Source organism: Paraburkholderia sp. (assembly GCF_050742655.1).
Lineage (GTDB): Bacteria > Pseudomonadota > Gammaproteobacteria > Burkholderiales > Burkholderiaceae > Paraburkholderia.
In genome coordinates this window covers 1-21980 of the sequence record NZ_JBOIGG010000004.1, presented here as the reverse complement: position 1 = coordinate 21980, position 21980 = coordinate 1, and the positions used below count along the sequence as shown (strand labels likewise).

The 21980-nt window shown below is 63.0% G+C and carries 24 protein-coding genes; 15 read left to right on the top strand and 9 right to left on the bottom strand.

Annotation, left to right across the window (positions count from 1 at the left end; all coding sequences use genetic code 11):
* Positions 1 to 2: 2 nt before the first annotated feature.
* The 5 genes from ACREXZ_RS07325 (at position 3) to ACREXZ_RS07305 (ending at position 4766) form a co-directional block, all read left to right on the top strand.
* On the top strand, positions 3 to 1163 hold the full coding sequence (locus ACREXZ_RS07325) for a glycosyltransferase family 4 protein (protein ID WP_431763387.1): 1161 nt from the start codon (positions 3 to 5) through the stop codon (positions 1161 to 1163).
* Positions 1164 to 1174: 11 nt separating this feature from the next.
* A complete protein-coding gene (gene galE, locus ACREXZ_RS07320) occupies positions 1175 to 2203 on the top strand; it encodes a UDP-glucose 4-epimerase GalE (RefSeq protein ID WP_431763386.1) in 1029 nt (342 codons plus the stop codon).
* Between the two features lie 228 nt (positions 2204 to 2431).
* Positions 2432 to 3163, top strand: a complete 732-nt coding sequence (locus tag ACREXZ_RS07315; protein WP_431763385.1) for a PIG-L deacetylase family protein — start codon at positions 2432 to 2434, stop codon at positions 3161 to 3163.
* Positions 3160 to 3864 (top strand): 4-carboxy-4-hydroxy-2-oxoadipate aldolase/oxaloacetate decarboxylase, encoded by a 705-nt coding sequence (locus ACREXZ_RS07310; protein WP_431763384.1) that lies wholly within the window; start codon positions 3160 to 3162, stop codon positions 3862 to 3864. Before ACREXZ_RS07315 ends, ACREXZ_RS07310 begins: the two co-directional genes overlap by 4 nt.
* Entirely contained in the window at positions 3861 to 4766 is a 906-nt protein-coding gene (locus ACREXZ_RS07305) for a DUF1932 domain-containing protein (RefSeq protein ID WP_431763383.1), read from the top strand. The genes ACREXZ_RS07310 and ACREXZ_RS07305 overlap by 4 nt, the downstream gene beginning before the upstream one ends.
* Here the strand turns inward: ACREXZ_RS07305 and ACREXZ_RS07300 are convergent.
* Positions 4763 to 6004: a LysR family transcriptional regulator gene (locus ACREXZ_RS07300; RefSeq protein WP_431763382.1), complete on the bottom strand. Its 1242-nt coding sequence runs from the start codon at positions 6002 to 6004 to the stop codon at positions 4763 to 4765. The two genes, ACREXZ_RS07305 and ACREXZ_RS07300, sit on opposite strands and share 4 nt — an antisense overlap.
* Positions 6005 to 6041: 37 nt before the next feature.
* A complete protein-coding gene (locus ACREXZ_RS07295) occupies positions 6042 to 6743 on the bottom strand; it encodes a GntR family transcriptional regulator (RefSeq protein ID WP_431763381.1) in 702 nt (233 codons plus the stop codon).
* Between the two features lie 426 nt (positions 6744 to 7169).
* On the opposite strand from ACREXZ_RS07295, the gene ACREXZ_RS07290 reads away from it, so the two are divergent.
* The 5 genes from ACREXZ_RS07290 (at position 7170) to ACREXZ_RS07270 (ending at position 11591) form a co-directional block, all read left to right on the top strand.
* Entirely contained in the window at positions 7170 to 8027 is an 858-nt protein-coding gene (locus tag ACREXZ_RS07290) for a gallate dioxygenase (protein WP_431763380.1), read from the top strand.
* Positions 8024 to 8383 (top strand): protocatechuate 3,4-dioxygenase, encoded by a 360-nt coding sequence (locus ACREXZ_RS07285; RefSeq protein WP_431763379.1) that lies wholly within the window; start codon positions 8024 to 8026, stop codon positions 8381 to 8383. Before ACREXZ_RS07290 ends, ACREXZ_RS07285 begins: the two co-directional genes overlap by 4 nt.
* 104 nt (positions 8384 to 8487) lie before the next feature.
* Positions 8488 to 9831, top strand: coding sequence for an MFS transporter (locus tag ACREXZ_RS07280; protein WP_431763378.1), 1344 nt, complete (start codon positions 8488 to 8490; stop codon positions 9829 to 9831).
* A gap of 69 nt (positions 9832 to 9900) precedes the next feature.
* A complete protein-coding gene (locus ACREXZ_RS07275; protein WP_431763377.1) occupies positions 9901 to 10431 on the top strand; it encodes a hypothetical protein in 531 nt (176 codons plus the stop codon).
* A 38-nt stretch (positions 10432 to 10469) separates the two neighbouring features.
* On the top strand, positions 10470 to 11591 hold the full coding sequence (locus tag ACREXZ_RS07270) for a porin (RefSeq protein ID WP_431763376.1): 1122 nt from the start codon (positions 10470 to 10472) through the stop codon (positions 11589 to 11591).
* A 62-nt stretch (positions 11592 to 11653) separates the two neighbouring features.
* On the opposite strand, the gene ACREXZ_RS07265 is transcribed toward ACREXZ_RS07270, so the two are convergent.
* The gene (locus ACREXZ_RS07265) at positions 11654 to 13084 is read right to left on the bottom strand and encodes a hypothetical protein (protein ID WP_431763375.1); all 1431 of its coding nucleotides are present in this window, start codon (positions 13082 to 13084) and stop codon (positions 11654 to 11656) included.
* A gap of 171 nt (positions 13085 to 13255) precedes the next feature.
* On the opposite strand from ACREXZ_RS07265, the gene ACREXZ_RS07260 reads away from it, so the two are divergent.
* Positions 13256 to 13552, top strand: coding sequence for a LysR substrate-binding domain-containing protein (locus ACREXZ_RS07260; protein ID WP_431763374.1), 297 nt, complete (start codon positions 13256 to 13258; stop codon positions 13550 to 13552).
* A 30-nt stretch (positions 13553 to 13582) separates the two neighbouring features.
* On the opposite strand, the gene ACREXZ_RS07255 is transcribed toward ACREXZ_RS07260, so the two are convergent.
* From ACREXZ_RS07255 to ACREXZ_RS07235, 5 genes are all read right to left on the bottom strand, one after another.
* Positions 13583 to 14827, bottom strand: a complete 1245-nt coding sequence (locus ACREXZ_RS07255; RefSeq protein ID WP_431763373.1) for a glycosyltransferase family 9 protein — start codon at positions 14825 to 14827, stop codon at positions 13583 to 13585.
* A gap of 55 nt (positions 14828 to 14882) precedes the next feature.
* Positions 14883 to 15680, bottom strand: coding sequence for a class I SAM-dependent methyltransferase (locus tag ACREXZ_RS07250; RefSeq protein ID WP_431763372.1), 798 nt, complete (start codon positions 15678 to 15680; stop codon positions 14883 to 14885).
* Between the two features lie 259 nt (positions 15681 to 15939).
* Positions 15940 to 16542 carry a hypothetical protein gene (locus ACREXZ_RS07245; RefSeq protein ID WP_431763371.1) on the bottom strand — a complete coding sequence of 201 codons (603 nt, stop codon included), beginning with the start codon at positions 16540 to 16542 and terminating at the stop codon, positions 15940 to 15942.
* Positions 16543 to 16883: 341 nt separating this feature from the next.
* Positions 16884 to 18155 carry a dicarboxylate/amino acid:cation symporter gene (locus tag ACREXZ_RS07240; RefSeq protein ID WP_431763370.1) on the bottom strand — a complete coding sequence of 424 codons (1272 nt, stop codon included), beginning with the start codon at positions 18153 to 18155 and terminating at the stop codon, positions 16884 to 16886.
* Positions 18133 to 18804 (bottom strand): GntR family transcriptional regulator, encoded by a 672-nt coding sequence (locus ACREXZ_RS07235; RefSeq protein ID WP_431763676.1) that lies wholly within the window; start codon positions 18802 to 18804, stop codon positions 18133 to 18135. Before ACREXZ_RS07235 ends, ACREXZ_RS07240 begins: the two co-directional genes overlap by 23 nt.
* 312 nt (positions 18805 to 19116) lie before the next feature.
* On the opposite strand from ACREXZ_RS07235, the gene ACREXZ_RS07230 reads away from it, so the two are divergent.
* Together ACREXZ_RS07230 and ACREXZ_RS07225 are read left to right on the top strand one after the other, a co-directional pair.
* A complete protein-coding gene (locus ACREXZ_RS07230; protein WP_431763369.1) occupies positions 19117 to 19602 on the top strand; it encodes a GNAT family N-acetyltransferase in 486 nt (161 codons plus the stop codon).
* 506 nt (positions 19603 to 20108) lie between these two features.
* Positions 20109 to 20732 (top strand): hypothetical protein, encoded by a 624-nt coding sequence (locus tag ACREXZ_RS07225; protein ID WP_431763368.1) that lies wholly within the window; start codon positions 20109 to 20111, stop codon positions 20730 to 20732.
* Positions 20733 to 20801: 69 nt separating this feature from the next.
* Here ACREXZ_RS07225 and ACREXZ_RS07220 read toward each other — a convergent pair whose 3' ends face one another.
* Positions 20802 to 21023, bottom strand: coding sequence for a helix-turn-helix domain-containing protein (locus ACREXZ_RS07220; RefSeq protein WP_431763367.1), 222 nt, complete (start codon positions 21021 to 21023; stop codon positions 20802 to 20804).
* A gap of 183 nt (positions 21024 to 21206) precedes the next feature.
* Here ACREXZ_RS07220 and ACREXZ_RS07215 point away from each other — a divergent pair, with 183 nt between their 5' ends.
* Entirely contained in the window at positions 21207 to 21830 is a 624-nt protein-coding gene (locus ACREXZ_RS07215; RefSeq protein WP_431763366.1) for a chemotaxis protein CheC, read from the top strand.
* On the top strand, positions 21827 to 21980 hold a 154-nt coding region (locus ACREXZ_RS07210; protein WP_431763675.1), incomplete at its 3' end, for a PAS domain-containing protein. The genes ACREXZ_RS07215 and ACREXZ_RS07210, both read left to right, overlap by 4 nt.

Genomic DNA, 21980 nt, shown 5'->3' with positions numbered 1-21980 from the left:
GCATGAGTTCTCATTCCTCTTCGGGTTCCTCTTCAGGTGCCTCGTTACGCATCGTCCTCGTCTGCAATACCGCGTGGGCGATCTACACGTATCGTCAGGGGCTGATCCGGATGCTCGTGGAAAGCGGCGTGGACGTGATCGTGATCGCGCCGCGCGACCGCACGTTCGAACTGCTCGCCGGGATGGGTTGCCGCTGCATCGAGCTGCCGGTCGCATCGAAGGGCACCAGTCCGCGCGACGACCTGCGCACGCTCGTCGCGTTGTATCGCCACTATCGCGCGATCCGGCCGCACGTCGTGTTCCACTACACGATCAAGCCGAACATCTACGGATCGATCGCGGCGAAACTCGCGGGCGTCGCGTCGGTCGCGGTGACGACCGGGCTCGGTTATGTGTTCATCCAGCAGAGCCGTGCGGCGCTGGTTGCGAAAAAGCTGTACCGTTTTGCGTTCCGCTTCCCGCGCGAGGTCTGGTTTTTGAATCGCGACGACCTGGCCGCGTTTACCGACCAGAATCTGCTCGTCCACCCGGAGCGCGCACGGCTGCTGCACGGCGAAGGCGTCGACCTCGACCAGTTCGCGCCAGCGCCGCTGCCGGAACGTGACGAAGTAGTATTCATTTTGATCGGCCGCTTGCTGTGGGATAAAGGTGTTGGAGAATATGTCGAAGCGGCGCGGCAGCTGCGTACCCGCTACCCGCACGCGCGCTTCCGGCTGCTCGGGCCAGTAGGCGTCGACAATCCGAGCGCGATTTCGCGCGACGAAGTTGCCGCGTGGGAACGCGAAGGCGTGATCGACTACGCGGGCGAAGCGCACGACGTGCGGCCGTTTATCGCCGATGCGGACTGCGTCGTGCTGCCGTCGTATCGCGAGGGCGTGCCGCGCACACTGATGGAAGCGGCGGCGATGAGCCGCCCCGCCGTCGCGACCGACGTGCCGGGCTGCCGCGAAGTGGTCGCGGACGGCGTCAACGGTGTGCTGTGCGAGGCGAAGAGCGCGACGAGTCTCGCCGACGCGCTCGCTAAAATGCTCGACGTGGGCAGCGCGGCGCGCTGCGAGATGGGTGAACGCGGCCGGCAGAAAGTCGCGGAAGAGTTCGACGAACGCGATGTCGTCGAACGATACAAAGACCTGATTCGAAACTTGACGGGTGTCTCACTTTAACGGAGCACAGCATGGCCACGAAGGGCACGATTCTGGTAACGGGCGGTGCGGGCTTTATCGGCTCGCACACGTGCGTCGAGTTGTTGAACGGCGGCTACGACGTCGTCGTCGTCGACAATCTCGTGAACAGCAATCGCGAATCGCTTGCGCGGGTCGAACGCATCACCGGCAAAACGGTTTCGTTCTACGAAACCGATGCACGCGACGAAGCCGCACTCGAGCGGATCTTCGACGCGCATCCCATCACGGGCGCCATTCATTTCGCCGCGCTGAAGGCGGTCGGCGAATCGGTTGCGAAGCCGATCGAGTACTACCGCAACAACGTCGACAGCCTGCTCGTGCTGCTCGCCATCATGCGCGCGCGCAACGTGAAGCAGTTCGTGTTCAGTTCGTCGGCAACCGTGTACGGCGTGCCGAAAAGCTCGCCGATCGACGAATCGTTCCCGCTATCCGCCACCAATCCTTATGGACAGTCGAAGCTGATCGCCGAGCAGGTTCTCCGCGATCTGGAGATTTCGGACCCGGCGTGGCGCATCGCGACGCTGCGCTACTTCAATCCGGTCGGCGCGCATGAAAGCGGCCTGATCGGCGAAGATCCCTCGGGCATCCCGAACAACCTGATGCCGTATGTCGCGCAGGTCGCGGTCGGCAAGCTCGACAAACTGCGCGTGTTCGGCGGCGATTACGACACGTCGGACGGCACCGGCGTACGCGACTACATTCACGTCGTCGATCTCGCGCGCGGCCATCTTGCGGCACTCGATGCGCTCGTCACGCGCGATGCAAGCTTCGTCGTGAACCTCGGTACGGGCCAGGGCTACAGCGTGCTCGATGTCGTGCGTGCGTTTGAGAAAGCGTCCGGTCGGCCAGTGCCGTACGAGATCGTCGCGCGCCGACCCGGCGACGTCGCGCAATGCTATGCGAACCCGGCCGCGGCCGAGCAGGTGATCGGCTGGCGCGCGCAGTTCGGCATCGAGCGGATGTGTGCGGATCACTGGCGCTGGCAGGAAAGCAATCCGAAGGGATTTGCGGCAGGCTGAATGTTGGCGGGCCGGTTCGCGCCGGCCCGGGTTGTTCTCTCTTCCTTCCTCTTCACCACGCGCCCGGCTTCTGTCGGGCGCCGCTTCATCCCTCCCGCCGCTGCCCTGCGTTGCACGGATCGATAAACAAAACAGAAGGTTATTCGCGGTGTTTTGCGGCTCCTCCTTCACGGTGCGAGACCTAGAATAAGTCCTGACTTAATCCATTCGATCGGGACAGGACGCAGAATGAGCACCAATCAGTCGATGCTGGTAGTAAGCGCGCACAGCGCGGATTTCGTGTGGCGTGCGGGTGGCGCGATCGCACTGCATAAGAAAAACGGCTACCGCGTGAAGGTGGTATGCCTGTCCTTCGGAGAGCGTGGCGAATCCGCGAAGCTCTGGCGCAAGGGCGAGATGACGATAGAGAAAGTGAAGACCGCTCGCCGCGAAGAAGCCGAACGCGCGGCCGACGTGCTGGGCGCCGAAGTCGAGTTCTTCGATCTGGGCGATTACCCGCTGCGCGTGACCGATGAAGCGCTGATGCGTCTCGTCGATGTGTATCGCGAGGTGCAGCCTGCGTTTGTATTGAGCCATTCGTTGAAGGATCCCTACAACTTCGATCATCCGCTCGCGATGCACGTCGCGCAGGAAGCACGCATCATCGCGCAGGCTGAAGGGCATCTACCGGGCCAGAAGGTGGTCGGCGCGCCGCCCGTCTATGCATTCGAGCCGCATCAGACCGAGCAGTGCGAATGGGTGCCGACGACCTTCCTCGACATCACCGAAGTATGGGACGTCAAGCGCCGTGCGATCGAATGCATGGCGGGACAGGAACACCTGTGGGAATACTACACGCGGGTCGCGCTGCAGCGCGGCGTGCAGGCGAAGCGCAACATCGGCATCACGGCGAGCCGCAACATCGAGTACGCGGAAGGGTATCAGCGCGTCACGCCGCAGGTCGTCGGAGATCTGTCATGACCCGCGGCGTCGTGGTCACGCGGATCGTGCGCGCGAATCCCGCGAGCGTCGAGCGTCTGCAGCAGGCGGGCGTCGCGACAGTGCATGAAGCGCAGAGCCGCCTCGGTCTGCTCGGGTCGACCATGCGGCCGATCTACGGCGGCGCGTCGATTGCCGGGTCCGCCGTCACCGTGCTGGTGCCGCCATCGGACAACTGGATGCTGCACGTCGCAGTCGAACAGTGCCAGGCCGGCGACGTACTCGTCGTCGCGCCGACGTCGCCGTGCGAAGACGGTTACTTCGGCGAGCTGCTGGCGACGTCGCTCGCGCATCGCGGCGTGCGCGGGCTCATCATCGACGCGGGGTGCCGCGACGTCCGCGCATTGCAGCAGATGAATTTTCCGGTGTGGTCGAAGGCCGTGTCGGCGCAGGGCACGGTGAAGGAGACGCTCGGTTCGGTCAACGTGCCGGTCGTGTGCGCGCGGCAACTGGTGCGCCCAGGCGACGTGATCGTCGCGGACGATGACGGCGTCGTTGTGGTCCCGCTCGAAACCGTCGATGCCGTGGCCGACGCGGCAGACGCCCGCCTTGCGAAGGAAGAGAAGACACGCGGCGTGCTCGCTTCGGGTCAACTGGGCCTCGATTACTACGGGATGCGCGGGAAGCTCGCGGAAAAGGGCCTACGGTACGTGGATTCCGTGGATTCGCTGGACCCGGCATGAGCACGATCGATCGGGTCGCATTCATCGGCTTCGGCGAAGCCGGCGGCATCCTCGGCGCCGCGCTGGCGGCACGTGGCCTGCGCGTGACGATGTTCGACCGGCTGCTCAACGAGCCGGACGCCGCGCCCGCGATGCGCGACAAGGCAATGCGCGCCGGCGTGCACCCTGCGGCAACGGTCGCCGATGCAATCGCCGGTGCGCCGCTGATCGTGTCGGCGGTAACGGCGACGTCCGATGTCGATGTCGCGAACGCAGTCGCGCGCTGCATCGTCGCCGGTCAGACGTTCCTCGACATCAACTCCGTCTCGCCCGCGACGAAGCGGCACAGCCAGCAATGCATCGAGGCTGCGGGCGGGCATTACGTCGAAGCGGCCGTGATGGCACCGGTACCGCCCTATGGTCTCGCCGTACCGATGCTGCTCGGCGGAACCCACGCGGAATCGCTTGCCGATCAGCTGGGTGCGCTCGGTTTCAAGGCGCGCGCGGTCGCAACGCAGGTCGGCGTCGCGTCAGCCGCGAAGATGTGCCGCAGCGTGATGATCAAGGGGATCGAGGCGTTGACTGTCGAATGTTTGAGCGCAGCGCGTGCACATGGCGCGGAGCGGATCGTGCTCGCGTCGCTGCAGGAGACCTTCGACAAGATGCGTACCACGCCTGATCTACCCGGCTATCTGATCAGCCGTGTCGCGGAGCATGGCCGCCGACGCGCGGCGGAAATGCGCGAGGTGAGCGAGACCCTGCACGAAGTGGGTATCGAACCTTCGATGAGCGACGCATGCGCGCAGCTTCAGGATCGCTTCGTCGATACGATGGCGGCGCGCGGAGTGAAGTACGAAACGCTATCGCCGTTCGTGTGGCGGGACGTGCTCGATCTGCTTCAAGGTCCCGACACGTCGCGTTAGCACGTGTTCGTATTGCACGCAACCTCATCCACCACGACGCGGATAGCGTCGATCAGCGCACGCGCCGCCGGCGACGGACTGCCGGCGGTTCGCAGCGTCAGCCCGATATCGCGGTTAGTACCGCGCATCGGCGCATCGAGCAGCACCAGTTGCCCGGATTCGCGCTCGTAGTGCAGCTGCTGCACGGATAGTGCCGCGATCATGTCCGTGCGCAACAGCAGGCCGCGGATCAACGCGAGGTCGGCGGATTCGACCGTCGGCATCGGCGGTTTCGTGCGCATCCGCCGGAACATCGATTCGAACAGCGCCCGTGCCGGCGAATGGCTGCGCGGCAAAATCCAGCGTGCGGCGGCCAGGTCCCTGACGGTCAGGCCATGCACGGCAGCAAGCGGATGATCGCGCCGCCCCAGCACCACCAGATCCTCGGACATCAGCTTCTCGTTCTCGAGGCCGCTCGCCGCGTCGTTCGCACGCAGCGCACCGAGGATGAAATCGATGTCGCCGGCTCGCAGCCCCGCGACCAGCGCTTCATACGCGCTCTCGTCCGTCACGACTCTGACGCCCGGATAGCGCGCGGTCACGCGGGCGATCGCCTCCGGCAGGATCAGCGTGCGGCCAAGCGGCAGCGCACCGACCGTCACGCAACCCTGAATGCTGCCGCGCGACGCAGCGACATCGTCCGACACGTGGCGCAACTCGTTCAGTGCGCTGCGCACGTGTGCGAGAAACGTCTCACCGTCGCTTGTTAGTAGCAGCCCGCGCGGATTCCGGTCGAACAGCGTCAACCCCGCACCGCTCTCGAGAATCCGGATCGCGCTGCTGACAGCCGGCTGCGTGATGCCCAGCGCGCGCGCCGCACTCGGCATGTGCCGATGACGCGCCAGCGCCGAGAACTGCTCGAGCCGCCGCGTGTTGAGCAGATACGCGGGCACGGACCCTTGCGCGACCGCACGACGCGGTGCCTGCCGTATCGCGCACCATCGCGCGAGCGCTTCGAGTTCGCCGAACACGCGGTCGCTGCGCGTCAGCACCGCGCGACAGACTGATGTGGGCAGCATGCCGGTAGGCTTGCGATCGAACAGCGGCTCGCCGAGCGCCGACTCGATTTCCCGCACCGCGCGCGTCACCGCCGATTGAGCGCGAAACAGCGCCGCCGCCGCGCGGCTCACACTGCCCGTCTCCGCGACGAGCCGCACCGCACGCAGGCCCGCGAGATTCAACAACGTGCCGCTGCTCATCGGGTACGGTCTCGCGATTGACTGAACGCTCGCCGCGTCATGCGGCACCACCGATCAACTGGAGTCTGGGCAGCGACAGATTGAGGCTTTCCCGCGAGATGTGCGTGTGCTCCTTCATCAGCGCCTCGACCCGCGCACCCTCTCCGTTCGCAAGCGCCGTCACGATCACGTGATGCTGGCGGTGCGCATACACGAGCATCGTGTACTGCCGCGCCTTCGCAGTTTCGTCGAATGCGATCGTGGCCGGCGACACGAACGGAATCTTGTCGTTCAGGTTCAGCGCGGCGCTCAGTGCCGCGTTTTGTGCCGCATCGGCGATCAGTGCGTGGAAGCGTCCGTTGATGTCGGCGTAGAGGACATCGTCGCCGGTCTTCAGCGCGCCGGTGTCGAACAGGCGGTCGCCCGCGCGCAGGCATTCTTCAAGCGCGGCTCGCAAAGCTGGGCTCGCGCCGCGTTCCGCGACGCTGCGTGCGGCGAGCCCTTCGAGCACGCCGCGCACGTCGATCGCATCGAGCACGTCGCCGACGCTGAAACGTCGCACGAGAAATCCCCGCGCGCCGGACCGTTCTAGCAACCCTTCCGACGACAGCACGCTCAACGCGTAACGCAGCGGCGTGCGCGACACGCCGAGCTGCTCCGCCAGTTGCGCTTCCACGAGGCGATGCCCCGGTGCGAGCTGGCCGCGCAGGATTTTCTCGCGCAGCGTCTGCACGATCGCATGTTGAGTCGTCGAATTCATGGGCCAAGTCTCCTCGTCCCGAACATAGCCCGGTACGGGCTGTTGCGCAACCGACACTCCACAGGATTGCGAGTTGATTCTGCGGCCATCTGTTTCATTTATCGCGGATTCGCTTTGGCGGACTGTCGTACGACGTGGCTCGTACCATACGGGATACCAAATAGGCTTGTGAGACGGGCTTCTCCAAGACGTCAAAACCGCCATTTTCGGAAACTTACCTCGATTTCAATAGAATATTTACACTTTCGTGACGTTTACCCGGACTGTCGCAAAAGCCTGACTCTTTGTATTTTGGTATCCCATAGCAGCTTCGAGCGCGAGAGACCACCCAACCGGGTCGTATCGAATCGGACGTGATTCCCGTACAACTCACGCAACAGGTTCGCACGACAGCACATGCAGCATCGAACAACGGAACGGAAGGACATGGCAAGAATCATCGGCGGAATCGGCACCTCGCATGTGCCGACCATTGGCGCGGCATACGACAACCGGCGGCAGAACGATCCGGCGTGGGCCCCGCTGTTCGACGGCTATGAACCGGTGGCGCAGTGGCTCGCGGAACACAAGCCCGACGTGATGGTGATGTTCTACAACGACCACGCGAACAGTTTCTTCTTCGACTGCTACCCGACCTTCGCGCTGGGCGTATCGCCCCGTCACGAATTCGCGGATGAAGGCGCGGGCAAACGGCCGTTGCCGGACATCGCGGGCCATCCGGAACTCGCAATCCATATCGCGGAGCAGATGGTCGAGGACGAGTTCGATCTGACGATCTTTCAGGAACGTCCGCTCGATCACGGCTGCAACTCGCCGCTGTCGCTGATGCTGCCGCACGACGGCGGCTGGCCGCTCGCGCTGTTGCCAATGGAGGTCAACGTACTGCAGTATCCGTTGCCCACCGCACGGCGCTGCTACCGGCTCGGGCAGTCGCTGCGCCGTGCAATCGAATCGTTTCCACAGGATCTGAAGGTCGTGGTGGTCGGCACCGGCGGGCTATCGCATCAGGTGCACGGCGAGCGCAGCGGTTTCAACAACACCGAGTGGGACATCGAATTTCTCGATCTGATCGTGCACGAGCCAGAGCGCCTCGCGGCGATGAAGCACGTCGACTACGTGCGCCTTGGCGGCGCGGAAAGCGTCGAGACCATCATGTGGCTCGCGATGCGCGGGGCGCTCGGCAACACGATCCGCGAGCTGCACCGCAACTACTACCTCGCGACCAGCACGGCGATGGCGGTGACGCTTTACGAATCGCTCGACAAAGGCGAACCCACGCTATGAATCCGCAACTGATCGGTGTCGCGGCACTCACCGGCACCTACCCGTTCGATATCCGGCAGAGCATCAAGACGCTGTCGCTGAACCGCTTTTTCTGGCAGATGCGCCTGCCGCAGACGCGCGATCTGTGGCTGCGGGACCGGGCCGCGGCCTATGACGCCGCCGGCCTGACCGCAGAGGAAAGAATGCTGGTGAACGACTGCGACTGGCTCGGTCTGATCCGTTACGGCGTGTGCTTCTTCGTCCTCGAGAAGTTCGCGCGCGTCGTGAAGGTGTCCAACCTCGCCATGTATGCGTCCATGCGCGGCGAGACCCTCGAGGCATTTCTGAAGACGCGTCAGGTGCCGGACTCGGCATAACGAAGGGGGCAGCGACACCCTGCTCCCTTTCGCACGACAACACCACAACACGACCCCGCGTTCGACAGCGCGCGGGGCGGGGAAGCTTTTTTCCGGAGACATGCATGAACCCAGCATCGGCAGTGGACATCAAGGCGTTCATCGACGCACGCAAAATGTCGGGATACCAGTGGCTCGTTCTCGCCCTGTGCTTCCTGATCGTGACCATGGACGGACTCGACACCGCGGTGATGGGCTTCGTCGCGCCCGTCGTCATGCACGACTGGAACGTCGGGCGCGCGGCCTTCGGGCCGGTGATGAGCGCCGCGATGATCGGGCTCGCCGTCGGCGCGATCGTCGCCGGACCGGCCGCCGATCGCATCGGCCGCAAGGCGATTCTCGTCGGCTCGGTCGCGTGCTTCGGTTTCTTCAGCCTGTGCTGCGTGTTCGCCGACACCCCGCTGCAACTGATCGCACTGCGCTTTCTGACCGGCCTCGGGCTCGGCGCCGCGATGCCGAACTCGACGACGCTGCTGTCCGAATACGTGCCGTCGCGCAGCCGGTCGCTACTGCTCACGATCATGTTTACCGGTTTCAACTTCGGCTCGGGTGCCGGCGGCTTCGTCGCCGCCTGGCTGATTCCGGCGTTCGGCTGGCGCTCCGTGTTCATGTTCGGCGGCATCGTGCCGCTGCTGAGCGTACCGGTGCTCGTGTGGCTGCTGCCCGAATCCGCGCGCTTCATGCTCGTGCGCCGCATGGCGACCGAACGCATCGCGGCAACACTCGGACGCGTGTGCCGGCATCCGTTCGGCAACGACGTGAGCTTCGTTGCATCGGAACCCGCCAGCGTCGCCAAAGCACCGGTACGGATGCTGTTTTCCGACGGTTACGCGTTCGGCACGCTGATGCTGTGGGTTACCTACTTCATGGGCCTGCTGATCATCTATCTGCTGACCGGCTGGCTGCCCACGCTCATCAAGGAAGCGGGCCTGCCGATCGCACGCGCGGCGGCGATCACCGGCCTGTTCCAGCTCGGCGGCACGGTCGGTGCGGTCGCGGTCGGCTTCGCGATGGACCGGATGAACCGCAACGCCGTGATCGGCGCCGCGTACCTGTTCGGTGGAATCTTCATCTTCGCGCTGGGCACCGGCTCGCTGACGTCCAGCTTGCTGCCAGTGCTCGTGTGCTGCGCGGGATTCTTCATGAGCGGCGCACAGACCGGCTTGAACGCACTGGCACCGACCTATTACCCGACCCGCGCCCGCGCGACCGGCGTCAGCTGGATGCTCGGATTCGGGCGGCTCGGCGGGATTCTCGGTTCGCTCGTCGGCGGCGCGCTGCTGTCGATGGGATTCAGCTTCGCGACGGTCTTTTCGATTCTCGCCATTCCCGCGATCGTCGCGGCGATCGCGATCGTGATGAACCGCGTCGCGTTGCGGTACATCACGAATCCTGTCGCGGAGATGTGAGTGGACAAATGAGCAAGCACATGCAGTCGGCAGCACAACGATTCTTATGACCTTTTGAGGAGCGGAGACATGGGCAGCAATTTCAGCACGAGCAGTGAGCTCGACCACGGTGCGGCGCAACGCGCAGCGGAACAACCCGGTTTGCAGAAGATCATTCGCGCCGGTGTGGCGGGCGGTCTCGCCGGCGCGGCGGTCATCTGGATTTACGAGGCGCTGATCTGGGTCGGCGCGCAGCATCTGATGCCGCTGGCTGGCATTCCACGCAATGCGACCGGCCTCGTATTCGGCAAGGACGTGCAGGAGTCGCTCGGCATCTGGGCGTATTTTCTCGGCACCGCGATTCACTTCTTCTTCGCGATCGGCTGGGGCATCCTGTTCGCCGCAATCTGGCCGTACTTCCGCCGGCGCGGCTATGAAGCGACGTTCGTCGCGCTGTTCTACGCGATGCTCGCATGGATCGTGATGCACGTCGCGATCATGATCGCCTCCACTAACCATCCCAATTACTACGATCCCGCCGTGATCATCGGTGGTTTCATGTCGCACTTCTGCTTCACCGTGCCGCTGGCATTGATCATCAAGCGCAAGCTCGCGAACTGAACCAGTGAACCATTGAGCGATATCGATCTGGGGACGACATGAAAACTAGACTAGTAGTCATACTAACTGTTTTTTCAACCGCAGCAGCGATCGGAGAACCCGCCCGTGCGCAATCGTCGATCACGCTATATGGCGTGCTCGACGTGTTCACCGGCTATCAGTCGGCGAAAGTGGGCGGCAGCAACAAGTCGCTGGCCGTGCTCGGCAGCAACGGCGAGATGACGAGTCGTTGGGGCGTGCGCGGAACGGAAGACCTGGGCGGCGGATACCGCACCACGTTCGACCTGGAAAGCGGTTTCGATCCCACCACGGGCACGCAGCAGAACGCCTACCGCTTCTTCGACCGGCAGGCGTGGATCGGTATCTCGGCGCCGTATGGGGAGTTCCGTTTCGGCCGGCAGAATACGCCGATGTTCGCGTGGAGCGGCAACCTCGACGCGTTCAGCGCGGCAACGTACGGCTCCGGCTACAACAACTTCGCGAACTGGCTGGCGCGGGTCGACAACGACATCAGCTACATCTCGCCGAAAGTGGCCAACACCCAGATCGAAGCTCACTATTCGGTCGGCGGAAAAGCCGGCACGCTGGCGGGTAACGCGGTCTACCAGGTGGGCGTGCAGACGAACCAGGGCCCGGTTTATCTCGCGTTGGCCTACCTGAACGCGGCCAATGCGACGAACACGGTCCGCGTGCAGGAGATCATGGCGGGCGGCAACGTCGACTACGGCAGCGGCCGGGTGTATCTCGCGTACTTCCGCGCGAACGACGTGATTTCCGCGACCACGAGCAACGCGTTGAGCAATCCGGCCGGCAAGTACGACCCGACCGTGGGACCGGTGGGCAACAAGGCTGGCAATTACCACAGCACCTACTCGGTGTCCGCCGACTATCGCGTGAGCCCGTTCCTGAGCGTGGGCGCCGGCTATGCGTTTATCAAGGACAGCTCGTCGCTCGGCAATAACGCTCGCCAGATGAGCGCGATCGTCAACTACGATCTTTCGAAGCGCACGCGCCTGTACGGGGTCGTGTCGCGGCTGAGCAACTCCGGCACCGCGCAGTTCAAGATGGCGGGCGCAAGCATCACGACCGGTTCATTCCTGACGCCAGATGGCGGACAGAACGAAACGGGCGTGCAGATCGGCATCCGTCATCTGTTCTGACGGCGGGCCGTTCACCTGGCCCGCAGCACATCGCGCAGGCGCCTGCCGTATCGACGGATCGATCAGGCGCCCTGCGTTGAGTTGCTGTTGTCGTTGTTGCCGGTCAGATAGTTCACTGCGTCGTTCGCGTGGTCGTAGGCCTTATCAGCCTTGTCGACCACCTTCGCGCCCTTCATCAGGTTGCTGACCATGCTGCTGCCACTCGACGCCGCTTCCCCGGCTTCGATGCCGCCGCGCGCGGCCATCATGCCCACTTCCATTTCGGGTGCGGCTTCGGGCGCGAAGACCATCGCCGCATCCGTCGCGGCGCCGACGAATGCCTGGCCGAACTGCGAGAACGCGCCCTTCACGTCGCCGTGCGCGAGATCGACGACTCCGCCGACCGTGTCCGTCACCGGCGAGACGATCTGCTGCATGAAGCCGCCGACGCCGTTCTCTATCTTGTCCCAGGTCTTCGACGCTTTGCTCGACCCGCGGAACAGCGTGTCGGTGCCGAATGCCTGCGTGAACTCCTGGTCCTTCTGCCCATTGACCTTACCCTTGCCGACGTCGCCGATCTGGCTGCCGAGCAGCTGCGCATCCTGATCGCTGAACGTGTTGGGCACCTGGCCGCTTTGCTCTTCGCTCTTCAGCTGCACGAGGTCGTCGACCATCGAATTGCCGTCGCCCTTCTTCGCGTCCTGCTGGAATTTCGCCGTGAGCGTCGGATCGGCCGCCTGCATGTCGGCCATCGCCTGCTGCGCGCCCTGCTGCTCCGCGGGCTGCGCGGCGGTGAGAATGTCCTCGGACTGCTTCGACGTCTTGCCCTGCACGCCTTTGACGATCGCGCCGATCGGCGTGAAGCTCTCGAAGAACTTCGAGATCGCGTGGCCCGCGCGCGTCTGCCCGCCGTTGATGTAGCTGCCGCCGAGCAGCGACTTCGCGTCGTCCTTCACGTGACCGTTGATCTTGCCGCCGCCGTGGTCGTTCGCGAGTTTCTGCGCGCCCGACACTTCCTGGATGGCCTGGTCCTTTGAGATCGCACCCTCCTTGTAGGCCTGCAACTCGTCTTCGGCCAGCGAGTTGCCGTCGCCGCTTTTCGCGTCCTTCATCGTCTTCGCGAACAGCGTCGGGTCCATCTGCTGGGTCTGCGACATCGCGTTTTCGAGGCTGGTGCCGCCACCGGTCGCACCGCTGCCAGTCGTACCGCTGCCGCTGGCAGGCGTGGACGACGGTGTTGCAGCGGGCGAGCCCTGCGATGTGGGCGGCATGGTGGTACCTGCACCGCTGCCCCCAGACTGCGGTAGACCCGGGCTCGATTGCTGCGGCGGCGCGGGCGGCTGTCCCGGTGCCTGCGACGCCGACTGCAGTGCGCGCAACGCCTGTTCGATGATCGGCATGAGTTCGGCGAGAAGCGCCAGCGCGTCCTGGTTGCCGCCCGTATTGCCGGGATAAGCGGTACCCAGCGTGGGCGAAATGGTTTGCAAAGCCGGTTGAAAAGCGGTGACGCTCATGCCTGTGCTCCCGACGAGGATTCGTTGACGTGCGTGGCCGCATGACGGGAGCACGGTCGTGCGACGCAGTCATGAGCGGTAGGTACGGGTTGACGATAGCGCTGCGGGTCGGCGTGTTCCTGGGGGCACCAGAAAACGCGTACAGGAATGCGAAGTGGGCGAAGGATGCGCATGTGTGCGTCGAACCGCTGCGAGATGGACGCGATCGATCTGGCGATCGGATTCACCGAGGTTCGTTCGGAGGAGATCGAGATCGAGCCGCTGTTTCTCGAACGGCTCACGCTCATGACGAGCGCATCGCATACGCTGGCGAGCCGGACCGACGCACTCGGGCTGGACGAACTGCAAGCGCTGCCGCTCGCGTTGCTCACGCGCGGTTTCGTGTCGAGCGCATTCACCGACAGCTACTTTCGCACGCACGCCATCGAGCAAAATGCACGGCCGCGGGCCCGGTCGAACAATCGTTGAGGCTTGCTGGCGTGACGCGCCCGACGGCTATCAATCATGGTAGCCACGACGAACCGATGAACACGCCTGCGCCAGGTCCGCAGACAGATCAGCGAGCGGAGTGGTCCAGTCGCCCAGCGTGGTCTGCCGGTACAGTCTCGCCGATGCGTACCACGGCGTGAACCGCTGGCAATCGTACCACCGGCTGTCGCAGGCCTGCGACAACAACAGATACACGGGTCTTCCGAGTGCGCCTGCAAGATGCGCCGTGCCTGTGTCGATCGATATCAGCAGATCCAGCTCTTCGAGAACGGTCGCCGTCTCCGCGAACGTGGCGATTTGCGAACCGATATCGGCGATACCGTGCTCGTCGAAAATCGCCTGCTCGGCCTCCGTCACCCCACCGACCTGCAGCGAGTAGAACCGGCAGGCGCGATTACTCATCAACGGGGTGAGCTTCTGCAGTTCGATCGAGCGGTAGGGTTCGTGACGCACACCCGAATTGCTGCGCCAGACGAGACCGACCTTGATCCTGTCGCGTCCTTCGTCCAGCAGCACACGGGCACCGGACGGTAACGTGCGTCCGTCGGGTGCCGCGATCCACGAACCGTCCGGCTGCGGAAAATACGGATTCGTCTGGTACCGCGCAAACAGGTTGAAGAGCCACGTGACCTGGTCGCATTCGTCCACCGCCGCCTCGAAATCGTCGGCTATTTTCAGCCACGGTTCGGGGTGCAGGATGCCTTTCGCAGACTCCGGCACTTGAACGTGGACCGCGATCGCGCCATCGTTCATGAGCGAACGGAAATAGCGCGAATACATCACGAGATCGCCGACGCCACCTTCCATGCAGACCAGTACCTTTTTCCCTGCAACGGAATCGCTTAGTCCGAGAAATTTCGACTGAAGCCTTGCAGTCGCGAGCTCGACCTGCGACGGATAAAACTGGCGCAGCAACAACGCGCTGGCCCCGCTGTCGCGCAGCGATCTGAACAGACCGTGCGCTTCGTGATAGCGGCCGGTTGCATACAACGCGATCGTGAGTTCGGACTTTGCGAGGTATGCGTCGTAGTCGACCAGTCCACCGGCAAGCGCGCTCTTAAGCAACGCGGCAGCGTCGTCGAACAGGCCCAGAAAATTCATGTCGATACCGAGCTGCGCCTGGTCGACCGGTGTGGTGACCCGGTCGGCCCACGACCTCACCCGTTGCTGCGCCATATCGGCGTGACCCGCACGGCGAAGTTCGTGAACGGTGCTGCTGATGTGCGCTGCGTACCCTTCTGCTGCCGGGTTCATTTTTCCGTCCATGCGCCTGCTTCCCCTTTTTACCCTGCACCGACCGGACTCTGCATCAGGCCGAATGAATCTGATGCGAGTACCGTGCCGCCCACGCGGGGACCGTTTTCCTGTAGAAAAAGTGAACGCCTTCGTCGAACGAGCCGGCGGTGAGTCCGTGTTGTGTTGCAAGCGCGACCAGCGCACGCGCCGAGTAAAACGAAATATGGCCGTTGCGGGGAGCGCAATACCACCATCGGTCGATACCTTCGGCCATCACCGCGTCTGTTGCGAGCAGTGTACTGAACAGGATCGCGCCGTCGTCGTCGAGAAAGCCCAGCAGATCCTTCATCAGCGCGTGCGGTTGCGGATGATGTTCGAACACTTCGAACGCGACGATCGTCCGGTAGCGATCCGACAATACCGCGGGATTGGAGTGGGCCGCATACGGATCGTACGATTGCACCTGTGGAAAACCCCGCGCTTTCAGATCGTGCTCCAGCAACCCAAGGCCCGAACCAAAATCCAGAATGTTGTGCTGTGCCATCTCCGTGAAACTGTCGGCGATCATCGTGGCATTGGCGTGCGGACGATCGCCCTTGTAATCGGGATCGTGCCGCTCGTAGTCATCGTTGTAGATGTGGGCCGCGAAATCCGCGGAGGTCCATGCATCGAGCGCTCGGGTAAAGACGAATCCGCAGTACTCGCAGCGGTGGAAATAGATTGGCACGCCGACGTAGGGATCGACTTTCCGGCCTGCTGCGTGGTCGGCCCCACAGCGGGAAAAATCGACGACGCCACACAGACGGCTCACACCAAAGCAGCACTTGCACGGCGTTATCGATGGTGCGATCTGCATCTGGTTCAGAGACATGAATCTACCTCGGAAAATATCGGGGCGATGCGCGGCTGCGGAAGGATCGGCGACCGCGGTGCCCCAGTACGCTCTGCTACGACCGGTGTGAGCCCGATCGTAGCAGTCCGGCAGGTTCGGGGGAGATTGAAGTCGAGCCGCAGTTTTTCGAACGGCTCGTGCTCGTGACGAGCCTATCGCGTGCAGGGGGATGTGACAAGCGAGACGACGCGCGCGCAGTCCCAGGCGCGCGGTCAGGACCGTTACCCGAAACGAAGCACTATCGGCGCGTGCCGCCTTCGCGAGGTTCGTCGCGCGACGCGTCGTGATAGAAAACCGTCCAGTCGCCGAAGAAGCGTCCGTCATACGGCACCGTGCTGCCCGTCAGATCGACCGGGATTTCGTCGAGCACGTCCATGAACGGATCGTCCTCCGCCTCGGCGAGAAACTCGGGGAAGAACTGCCCCGCCGTTGCAGGATCGACGAAGCGCAGGTACAGATGCGCCGCGTACGCCGTTCTCGCGTACAGCAAAGGACCGATCGCCGGCCCCGGCGCGCCCATCTCGTCCATCGACGCCGCGACGCTGTCGCGACCGTGGAAGAGACCCAGATACAGGCCGTGCGCGGCGTCCTTCATCGAGCCATAAAGCGGCAGCGCACGGCCATCGCGACAGAGGAAATGCGACTTGACCGCCGGTTCGGCGACCTGTCGCACTGGAAGACGCACGGGCGTCACCACACCGGTATCGAACGATTCGTGCGGCGACGGGCGCCGCGCGATTACGCGCGATTCCATCGCATCGCGACCGAACGTACGCAGATCGCATCGCAGCAGCGACGCATCGGAGGTTTTGCGGCGTAAGCCGCTAGCACGGACTTTCATGAGCGCCGCCCCTCCCGTTCGACAGGTTGACGTCCGCAAGCAGGCGAGACGAAAAGGTCGCAGGCACAACCGGCCGCAACGCTCACGCGCGATGAATCAAACAGTGCCGAAGGGTCAGTCGCGACGCGGCCGAAGGGTACTGCGTCACGCTGATGTTTCCGTAGAATACGGTCAGCCATGGGTGTCTCTCTTGTTACGCTTCCTTGGTCAGGTTGGCGCCCGTGCTCGCAACACCGGCGCCAACCGCTCGTACTGCCAGTTTCCTTCCTCTTTACTTCCTGTTCTTCTGCTACCGCTCCTGCCGGACAGGCAGGCTCTCAGGTTCCGGCTACGTTTCTGCTTCAGGTATCGCTGCGCAACGTTCCGATCCCGCCGACGCGCGCGTCCCCTGCTGGCTCCGTTGGTTCGGTTTCGCTGCCCGCGATCCGCATCGCGACCGTGGTCGCGACGGTACTTGCATACACGTTCAGCGCGGTGCGGCCCATGTCGAAGAACGCGTCGATGCCGAGGATCAGCACGACTGCTTCCGCGGGCAGACCGACCGCCGCCAGGATCACCGTGATCGCGACGATCGCGCCCGACGGCACGTTCGCCGCACCGTCGATCGTGATGATCGTCAGCACGCCGATGGTTAGCAGCAGCGGCCAGCTCCAGGTCAAGTGATACGCATCGGCGAGGTAGCCGACCGCGAGCGCCGTGTACAGGACGGCGCCGTCGCGATTGAAGATGTACGACAGCGGCAGCACGGTCGATGCCACGCCGGGCGGAACGCCCATCTCGGTCAGCCGCTTCAGATGCACCGGGAACGTGATCTCCGACGACCGCGTCGTGAACGCGAGAATCAACGGCTCGCTCACCTGCTTCACCACGCGCAGCGGTGACTGGCCCATCGCCTTGATGATCAGCGAGAGAATCAGCGCGAGCACCGCCATGCCCAGGTACGCGATGCCGAGCAGCTTGACGAGCGGCAGGATCGCCGCCACGCCCTTCGAAGCCAGCAGCGATGCCAGCGCCGCGAAGATCGCGAGCGGCGACAGCGCGACGATCCACTCGATCATCTTGAAGAGCGCCGACAGCAGCGAGTCGAGCACCGCGACCATCGGCGCGGCCCGTTCGTTGACCGCCGCGAGCGCCGCCCCCAGCAAGACGCCGAAGACGAGCACCGGCAACGAATTGCCGGCAGCGAGCGCATCGACGATGTTCGCCGGAATCAGATCGACGACGAACTTCGTCCAGTCGATGCTGCCGGCGAGATTCGCGGGCAGTGTGGCCGTGTGCTCGAGACTCGCGCCGAGGCCGGGCCGGAAAAGCATGTTCAGACCGAGCCCGAGCGAACTGGCGACGCAGGTCATCACGATGAAGAAGACGATGCTGAGCAACGCGGTGCGACCAAGCCGACCGCCCTGCGAACCCATCCGGAATACGCCGGTCGTGACCGACAGCAGGATCAGCGGCATCACGACCATCTTGATCGCGTGACCGAACATCACCGAGAGGAACGCGAGTTTTGCGCTCGCGGTCGGCGCATAAATGCCCGCGACGATGCCCAGCACCAGGCCGGCCAGCATCTGCGCAGGGAGGGGAAACCGCTTACTCGTGTGTGGCTGATTCATCGCTACCTCTGATTATTTTGATTCGTGCGTCGGTGCCGTCCACGATGTGATTCCACATATGCCGGTGCGCGGCCTCGGGGTTCTTCTCGCGAATGGCGTCGTAGATATGCAGGTGCTCGCGCGTGCCCCGCCGAACCGTCGTGGCATCGTCCCGATACAGTTCGTTGAGCGCGAGACCTGTCTGCACCCGGAGCATCTTGTAGGTCGTGAACAGACGCTGGTTGCGGGATGCGGCAAACATCTCCTGATGAAATACCCACCCTATCCGCTGTTCGGTCATCAGATCGGTCGAATCGGTATCGACGATTTCCTTCAACTGCTCGACGACCGTGGTCAGGCCGTCGGTGGGCCCGTTCAAGGCGGCGAGGTAGGCCGCGGTGCTTTCGAGTGCGAGCCGGACTTCGAAGATTTCGCGCAGATCGTGGATCGTCGGCGCGGCGACGTAGGTGCCCTTGCGCGGCACGACGTCCACCAGCCCCTCGACCACGAGCCGCTGGATCGCGGAGCGCACCGGCGTGTGCCCGAGCGTCAACTGCTCGGCAATGTTGCGCGGCGACACGGCGGCGCCGGGCGCCAGGCGACCATCCAGGATCCGCGAACGGATCTGGGTGTACGCCATCTGGGTATCGGATTGAGTATTCCCGAGCATCTGAGATCTCAGTTGACTTGTTGTCCGGCAGTCGTAGTTGACGCAAGGGTACCCTGTGAAGGGTGAGAAATGCCACCTGCCTCTCTTGATAGGTGGCATTTCTTACCTGGATACGCTTTTGCATAGCCCGTTGATGGTCAACCATGGGGCCGTTGCGAAGGCGGTTGCGCGATGCAGAAAGACCCGGTAAGTTCGCTCGCTACGAACTGCACCCTGTGTGGGCGGGCGTCCTGCCAGGCCACACACGCGAAGCGGTCAGCAACGACATTTTCAAACAGCGGCCCGCGAACGGCCGCGTGGACATCATCGAATATGGCCTCCTACGAGACACTGCTTGCCGTTCGTTCGGTTCCCTCCGAACAGGTCATACCGTTACGCAGCGCGGTGCTGCTCGACGGACATACCGAAGGCAGCCGGTTCCGCGGCGACGACGACCCATCCACACTGCATCTGGCTATCTACCGGAGCGAGCGGATCGTTGCAGTTGCGACGATCTGCAACGAAGCGATGCCCCGCTCCCACAGCGATACGGAATGGCGTCTGCGCGGGGTGGCCGTTGACACAGCCCAGCAAAGATACGGCCTCGGCAGGCTGCTGATCAAGCAGTGCCTCCAGCATGCTTTCGAGCACGGCGGCCGGCTCGCGTGGTGCACCGCCAGGGAGTCCGCGCGCGGCTTCTACGAGGCGCTCGGTTTCGCGTCGTCGACGCCCGCGTTCAAGCTGCCGTCGAAGGGCGACATGCTGTTTTACGAGATGCATTATGTGTTGCCGGGGGAGCCGGGGGCGGATGTGGAGTGACGTATCACGAGGAAATCGCGAGGACTTGTGCTTTTACTGAGCGTTGATTCGCAACATGTCCGCGCGTGGCTCCATCCGTGGTGCCCTCCACTTGCGTGCGATTAATTTTCAGCAATATAATCTGTACCGCGTCACCGACGCATCGATCCGGCATGCACTCGCGTGCCAATCTCTAACGATCCCCTATCGTTAGGCGGCTGCATTTCTATTGCCATACTCCGTCGACTCGACGGTAAGCGTCGTTTTCCATCATGGTTCTGTTGCAAAAGTAATCGCCGCAGCGCAGATTGCGGGCACACGATTGCCTGTTTTTTCATAGCCCCCTCTCGTCAAGTCAAGCCGTCACTCAGCGTTTGCTGCTTCATCGCCTCTCCATTCTCCTTTCGAAGGCACGCGCGGCCTGACCCAACAGCGCACCCCGGCTTCTTGTATAAGCCGCCACTTTGTCGCCTGCCTTTGCATGGGACAACGAGCAAGCGATTGCACCGAAATCACAGGAATACAGAATGGAAACGGTCTACGACTATAAGCGTCTCATCGCGGACAGCAAATTACCGCCCCGATTCAAACACGACTTCCAGGCACTCATGGAGGAAAAGATTAGTCATACCCTGAGTACGACAACGGGCGCGTTGTACCCGGTGTCAGCTGAAACACAGGCGAGACGTGTGGCTACCCTCTTGGCAGGTTTTCGGGTGCTACGCTCTGCCGGCTTCGCACTCACCACGCCATGGAACTTCAAGGAGAAACACCTTCGCTTTCTCCTCGAACACTGGGTGACAACGGGAACTAGTCGACATGAAATTGATGACCGCCTCACGCATTGGCGCAAGTTCGTCCGTTGGACCGGTAAGGTGCAGTTGCTGAGTCTGATAAGAGTTGCAACGACAAGCGCGGAGAACAGGCTATTTGGTGGGAAAGCCGATTCCCCTAGCCGCCAGAAGGAAAGGCCACATGCAACACTCGCCTATAGCTTCTCAAACTCCGTCAGCGCAGAAGCTGCCATGACCGCGTTGATAATGACTCGAGGTAGTCCCTTCAAGGCGGCGAGATTGCTTGGCGTGTCCGTACGAGCGGTCGCGGCAGCCCTCGCCGCAGATAGGAAAGAGGATGAATCAAATCTGACGTAAACACCGTCATTGTGCCGCCGGCATCGTCTCCGGCGGCACAACCAAACCAGCATGGGGCATCCGGCGAATCTAGCACTCCTCTTCTGCAGCCCTGACCAGGGTGCTAGGTGCGCAACCAAGCGCCTTCGCAAGCTTAAAGACGGTAGTAATAGTAGGTTGATTCTGCCCCAATTCCATCAAGCTCACGTATGTCCGTCGCACCCCGGCTTCTAGGGCAAGTTGCTCCTGCGTGAGTTTCGCTGTTTTGCGAAAGCGGCGAAGGGTTCTACCAAAAGCGACAGCAGGCTCCACATCATTTCTCCTAGTAAACTAGGAGAAATGTCCGTTTTACCCTATACTTTGTCTTCCCAGTATATTAGGAATTGATGGTGTGCCATGTGCCCGATAACCGTGGCTCCGATTGAAGCGCTGCTTCAACTTCAAGGTCTCGCTCGTTACTGCTTTCAGCAAGAAGGCGAAATTAGGTAGCCGCCGATGTCTGAGCCAGTCCTCACCGAAGATCAGCGCGACGCGCTGCAGGAGGTCGCCAATCTGGCGATGGGTCAGGCCGCGACGCGTCTCGCGCTGTTGCTCAATACGTTCATCGAACTGTCGGTGCCGCGCGTGCGCGTGGTCGCCGTGAGCGAGGCCGCCGATGCGCTGCGCGAGATGACGGGCATCGAGGAGCCGGTCTCCGCGGTGCGCCAGGGCTTCCGCTCGGACATCAAGGGTGAGGCGCTGGTGCTGTGCCGCAGCGGCAGCGTCGAGCAGCTGTGCGATCTCGTCAACGATCCGTACGCGCGCTCCGCGTACGAGGCGACGACCCAGCAGGAACTGATCTTCGACGTCGCGAACGCACTGACTGGCGCGTGTGTGTCGTGCATTCTCGACCAGCTTGGCCGCACGCCGGTGTTCTCCGCTCCCGGCATGCTGGGCGAGTCGCTGATGCTCGACGAGGTGTTCCAGCCAGGCGTGCTCGCGTGGGAAGTCGCGCTGCTGGTCGAAGTGAATTTCGCGCTCGAAGACCAGAGTTTTCGCGCCCATCTGGTCATCCTGATGGCCGAAGACTCGATCCGCCATATGAATCGCGCGCTCGACGCGCTGTTGTCCAGCCTATGAACGTTTCTGCCGCTTCTTTGAGCGATCTCGTCGTCGAGCGCGTCGGCTTCGGTATTTTCGTGGTCGACCGCGACGCGAAGGTGCTGATGTGGAACCGCTTCATGCAGGATCACAGCGGCCTGCCTGCCGAACAGGTGGTCGGCCATTCGA

What these genes read in the sequence shown, in the direction of transcription:
- ACREXZ_RS07325 (WP_431763387.1), top strand. Translation starts at nt 3, where the DNA reads ATGAGTTCTCATTCCTCTTCGGGTTCCTCTTCAGGTGCCTCGTTACGC.
- galE (WP_431763386.1), top strand. Translation starts at nt 1,175, where the DNA reads ATGGCCACGAAGGGCACGATTCTGGTAACGGGCGGTGCGGGCTTTATC.
- ACREXZ_RS07315 (WP_431763385.1), top strand. Translation starts at nt 2,432, where the DNA reads ATGAGCACCAATCAGTCGATGCTGGTAGTAAGCGCGCACAGCGCGGAT.
- ACREXZ_RS07310 (WP_431763384.1), top strand. Translation starts at nt 3,160, where the DNA reads ATGACCCGCGGCGTCGTGGTCACGCGGATCGTGCGCGCGAATCCCGCG.
- ACREXZ_RS07305 (WP_431763383.1), top strand. Translation starts at nt 3,861, where the DNA reads ATGAGCACGATCGATCGGGTCGCATTCATCGGCTTCGGCGAAGCCGGC.
- ACREXZ_RS07300 (WP_431763382.1), bottom strand. Translation starts at nt 6,004, where the DNA reads ATGAGCAGCGGCACGTTGTTGAATCTCGCGGGCCTGCGTGCGGTGCGG.
- ACREXZ_RS07295 (WP_431763381.1), bottom strand. Translation starts at nt 6,743, where the DNA reads ATGAATTCGACGACTCAACATGCGATCGTGCAGACGCTGCGCGAGAAA.
- ACREXZ_RS07290 (WP_431763380.1), top strand. Translation starts at nt 7,170, where the DNA reads ATGGCAAGAATCATCGGCGGAATCGGCACCTCGCATGTGCCGACCATT.
- ACREXZ_RS07285 (WP_431763379.1), top strand. Translation starts at nt 8,024, where the DNA reads ATGAATCCGCAACTGATCGGTGTCGCGGCACTCACCGGCACCTACCCG.
- ACREXZ_RS07280 (WP_431763378.1), top strand. Translation starts at nt 8,488, where the DNA reads ATGAACCCAGCATCGGCAGTGGACATCAAGGCGTTCATCGACGCACGC.
- ACREXZ_RS07275 (WP_431763377.1), top strand. Translation starts at nt 9,901, where the DNA reads ATGGGCAGCAATTTCAGCACGAGCAGTGAGCTCGACCACGGTGCGGCG.
- ACREXZ_RS07270 (WP_431763376.1), top strand. Translation starts at nt 10,470, where the DNA reads ATGAAAACTAGACTAGTAGTCATACTAACTGTTTTTTCAACCGCAGCA.
- ACREXZ_RS07265 (WP_431763375.1), bottom strand. Translation starts at nt 13,084, where the DNA reads ATGAGCGTCACCGCTTTTCAACCGGCTTTGCAAACCATTTCGCCCACG.
- ACREXZ_RS07260 (WP_431763374.1), top strand. Translation starts at nt 13,256, where the DNA reads ATGTGTGCGTCGAACCGCTGCGAGATGGACGCGATCGATCTGGCGATC.
- ACREXZ_RS07255 (WP_431763373.1), bottom strand. Translation starts at nt 14,827, where the DNA reads ATGAACCCGGCAGCAGAAGGGTACGCAGCGCACATCAGCAGCACCGTT.
- ACREXZ_RS07250 (WP_431763372.1), bottom strand. Translation starts at nt 15,680, where the DNA reads ATGTCTCTGAACCAGATGCAGATCGCACCATCGATAACGCCGTGCAAG.
- ACREXZ_RS07245 (WP_431763371.1), bottom strand. Translation starts at nt 16,542, where the DNA reads ATGAAAGTCCGTGCTAGCGGCTTACGCCGCAAAACCTCCGATGCGTCG.
- ACREXZ_RS07240 (WP_431763370.1), bottom strand. Translation starts at nt 18,155, where the DNA reads ATGAATCAGCCACACACGAGTAAGCGGTTTCCCCTCCCTGCGCAGATG.
- ACREXZ_RS07235 (WP_431763676.1), bottom strand. Translation starts at nt 18,804, where the DNA reads ATGCTCGGGAATACTCAATCCGATACCCAGATGGCGTACACCCAGATC.
- ACREXZ_RS07230 (WP_431763369.1), top strand. Translation starts at nt 19,117, where the DNA reads ATGGCCTCCTACGAGACACTGCTTGCCGTTCGTTCGGTTCCCTCCGAA.
- ACREXZ_RS07225 (WP_431763368.1), top strand. Translation starts at nt 20,109, where the DNA reads ATGGAAACGGTCTACGACTATAAGCGTCTCATCGCGGACAGCAAATTA.
- ACREXZ_RS07215 (WP_431763366.1), top strand. Translation starts at nt 21,207, where the DNA reads ATGTCTGAGCCAGTCCTCACCGAAGATCAGCGCGACGCGCTGCAGGAG.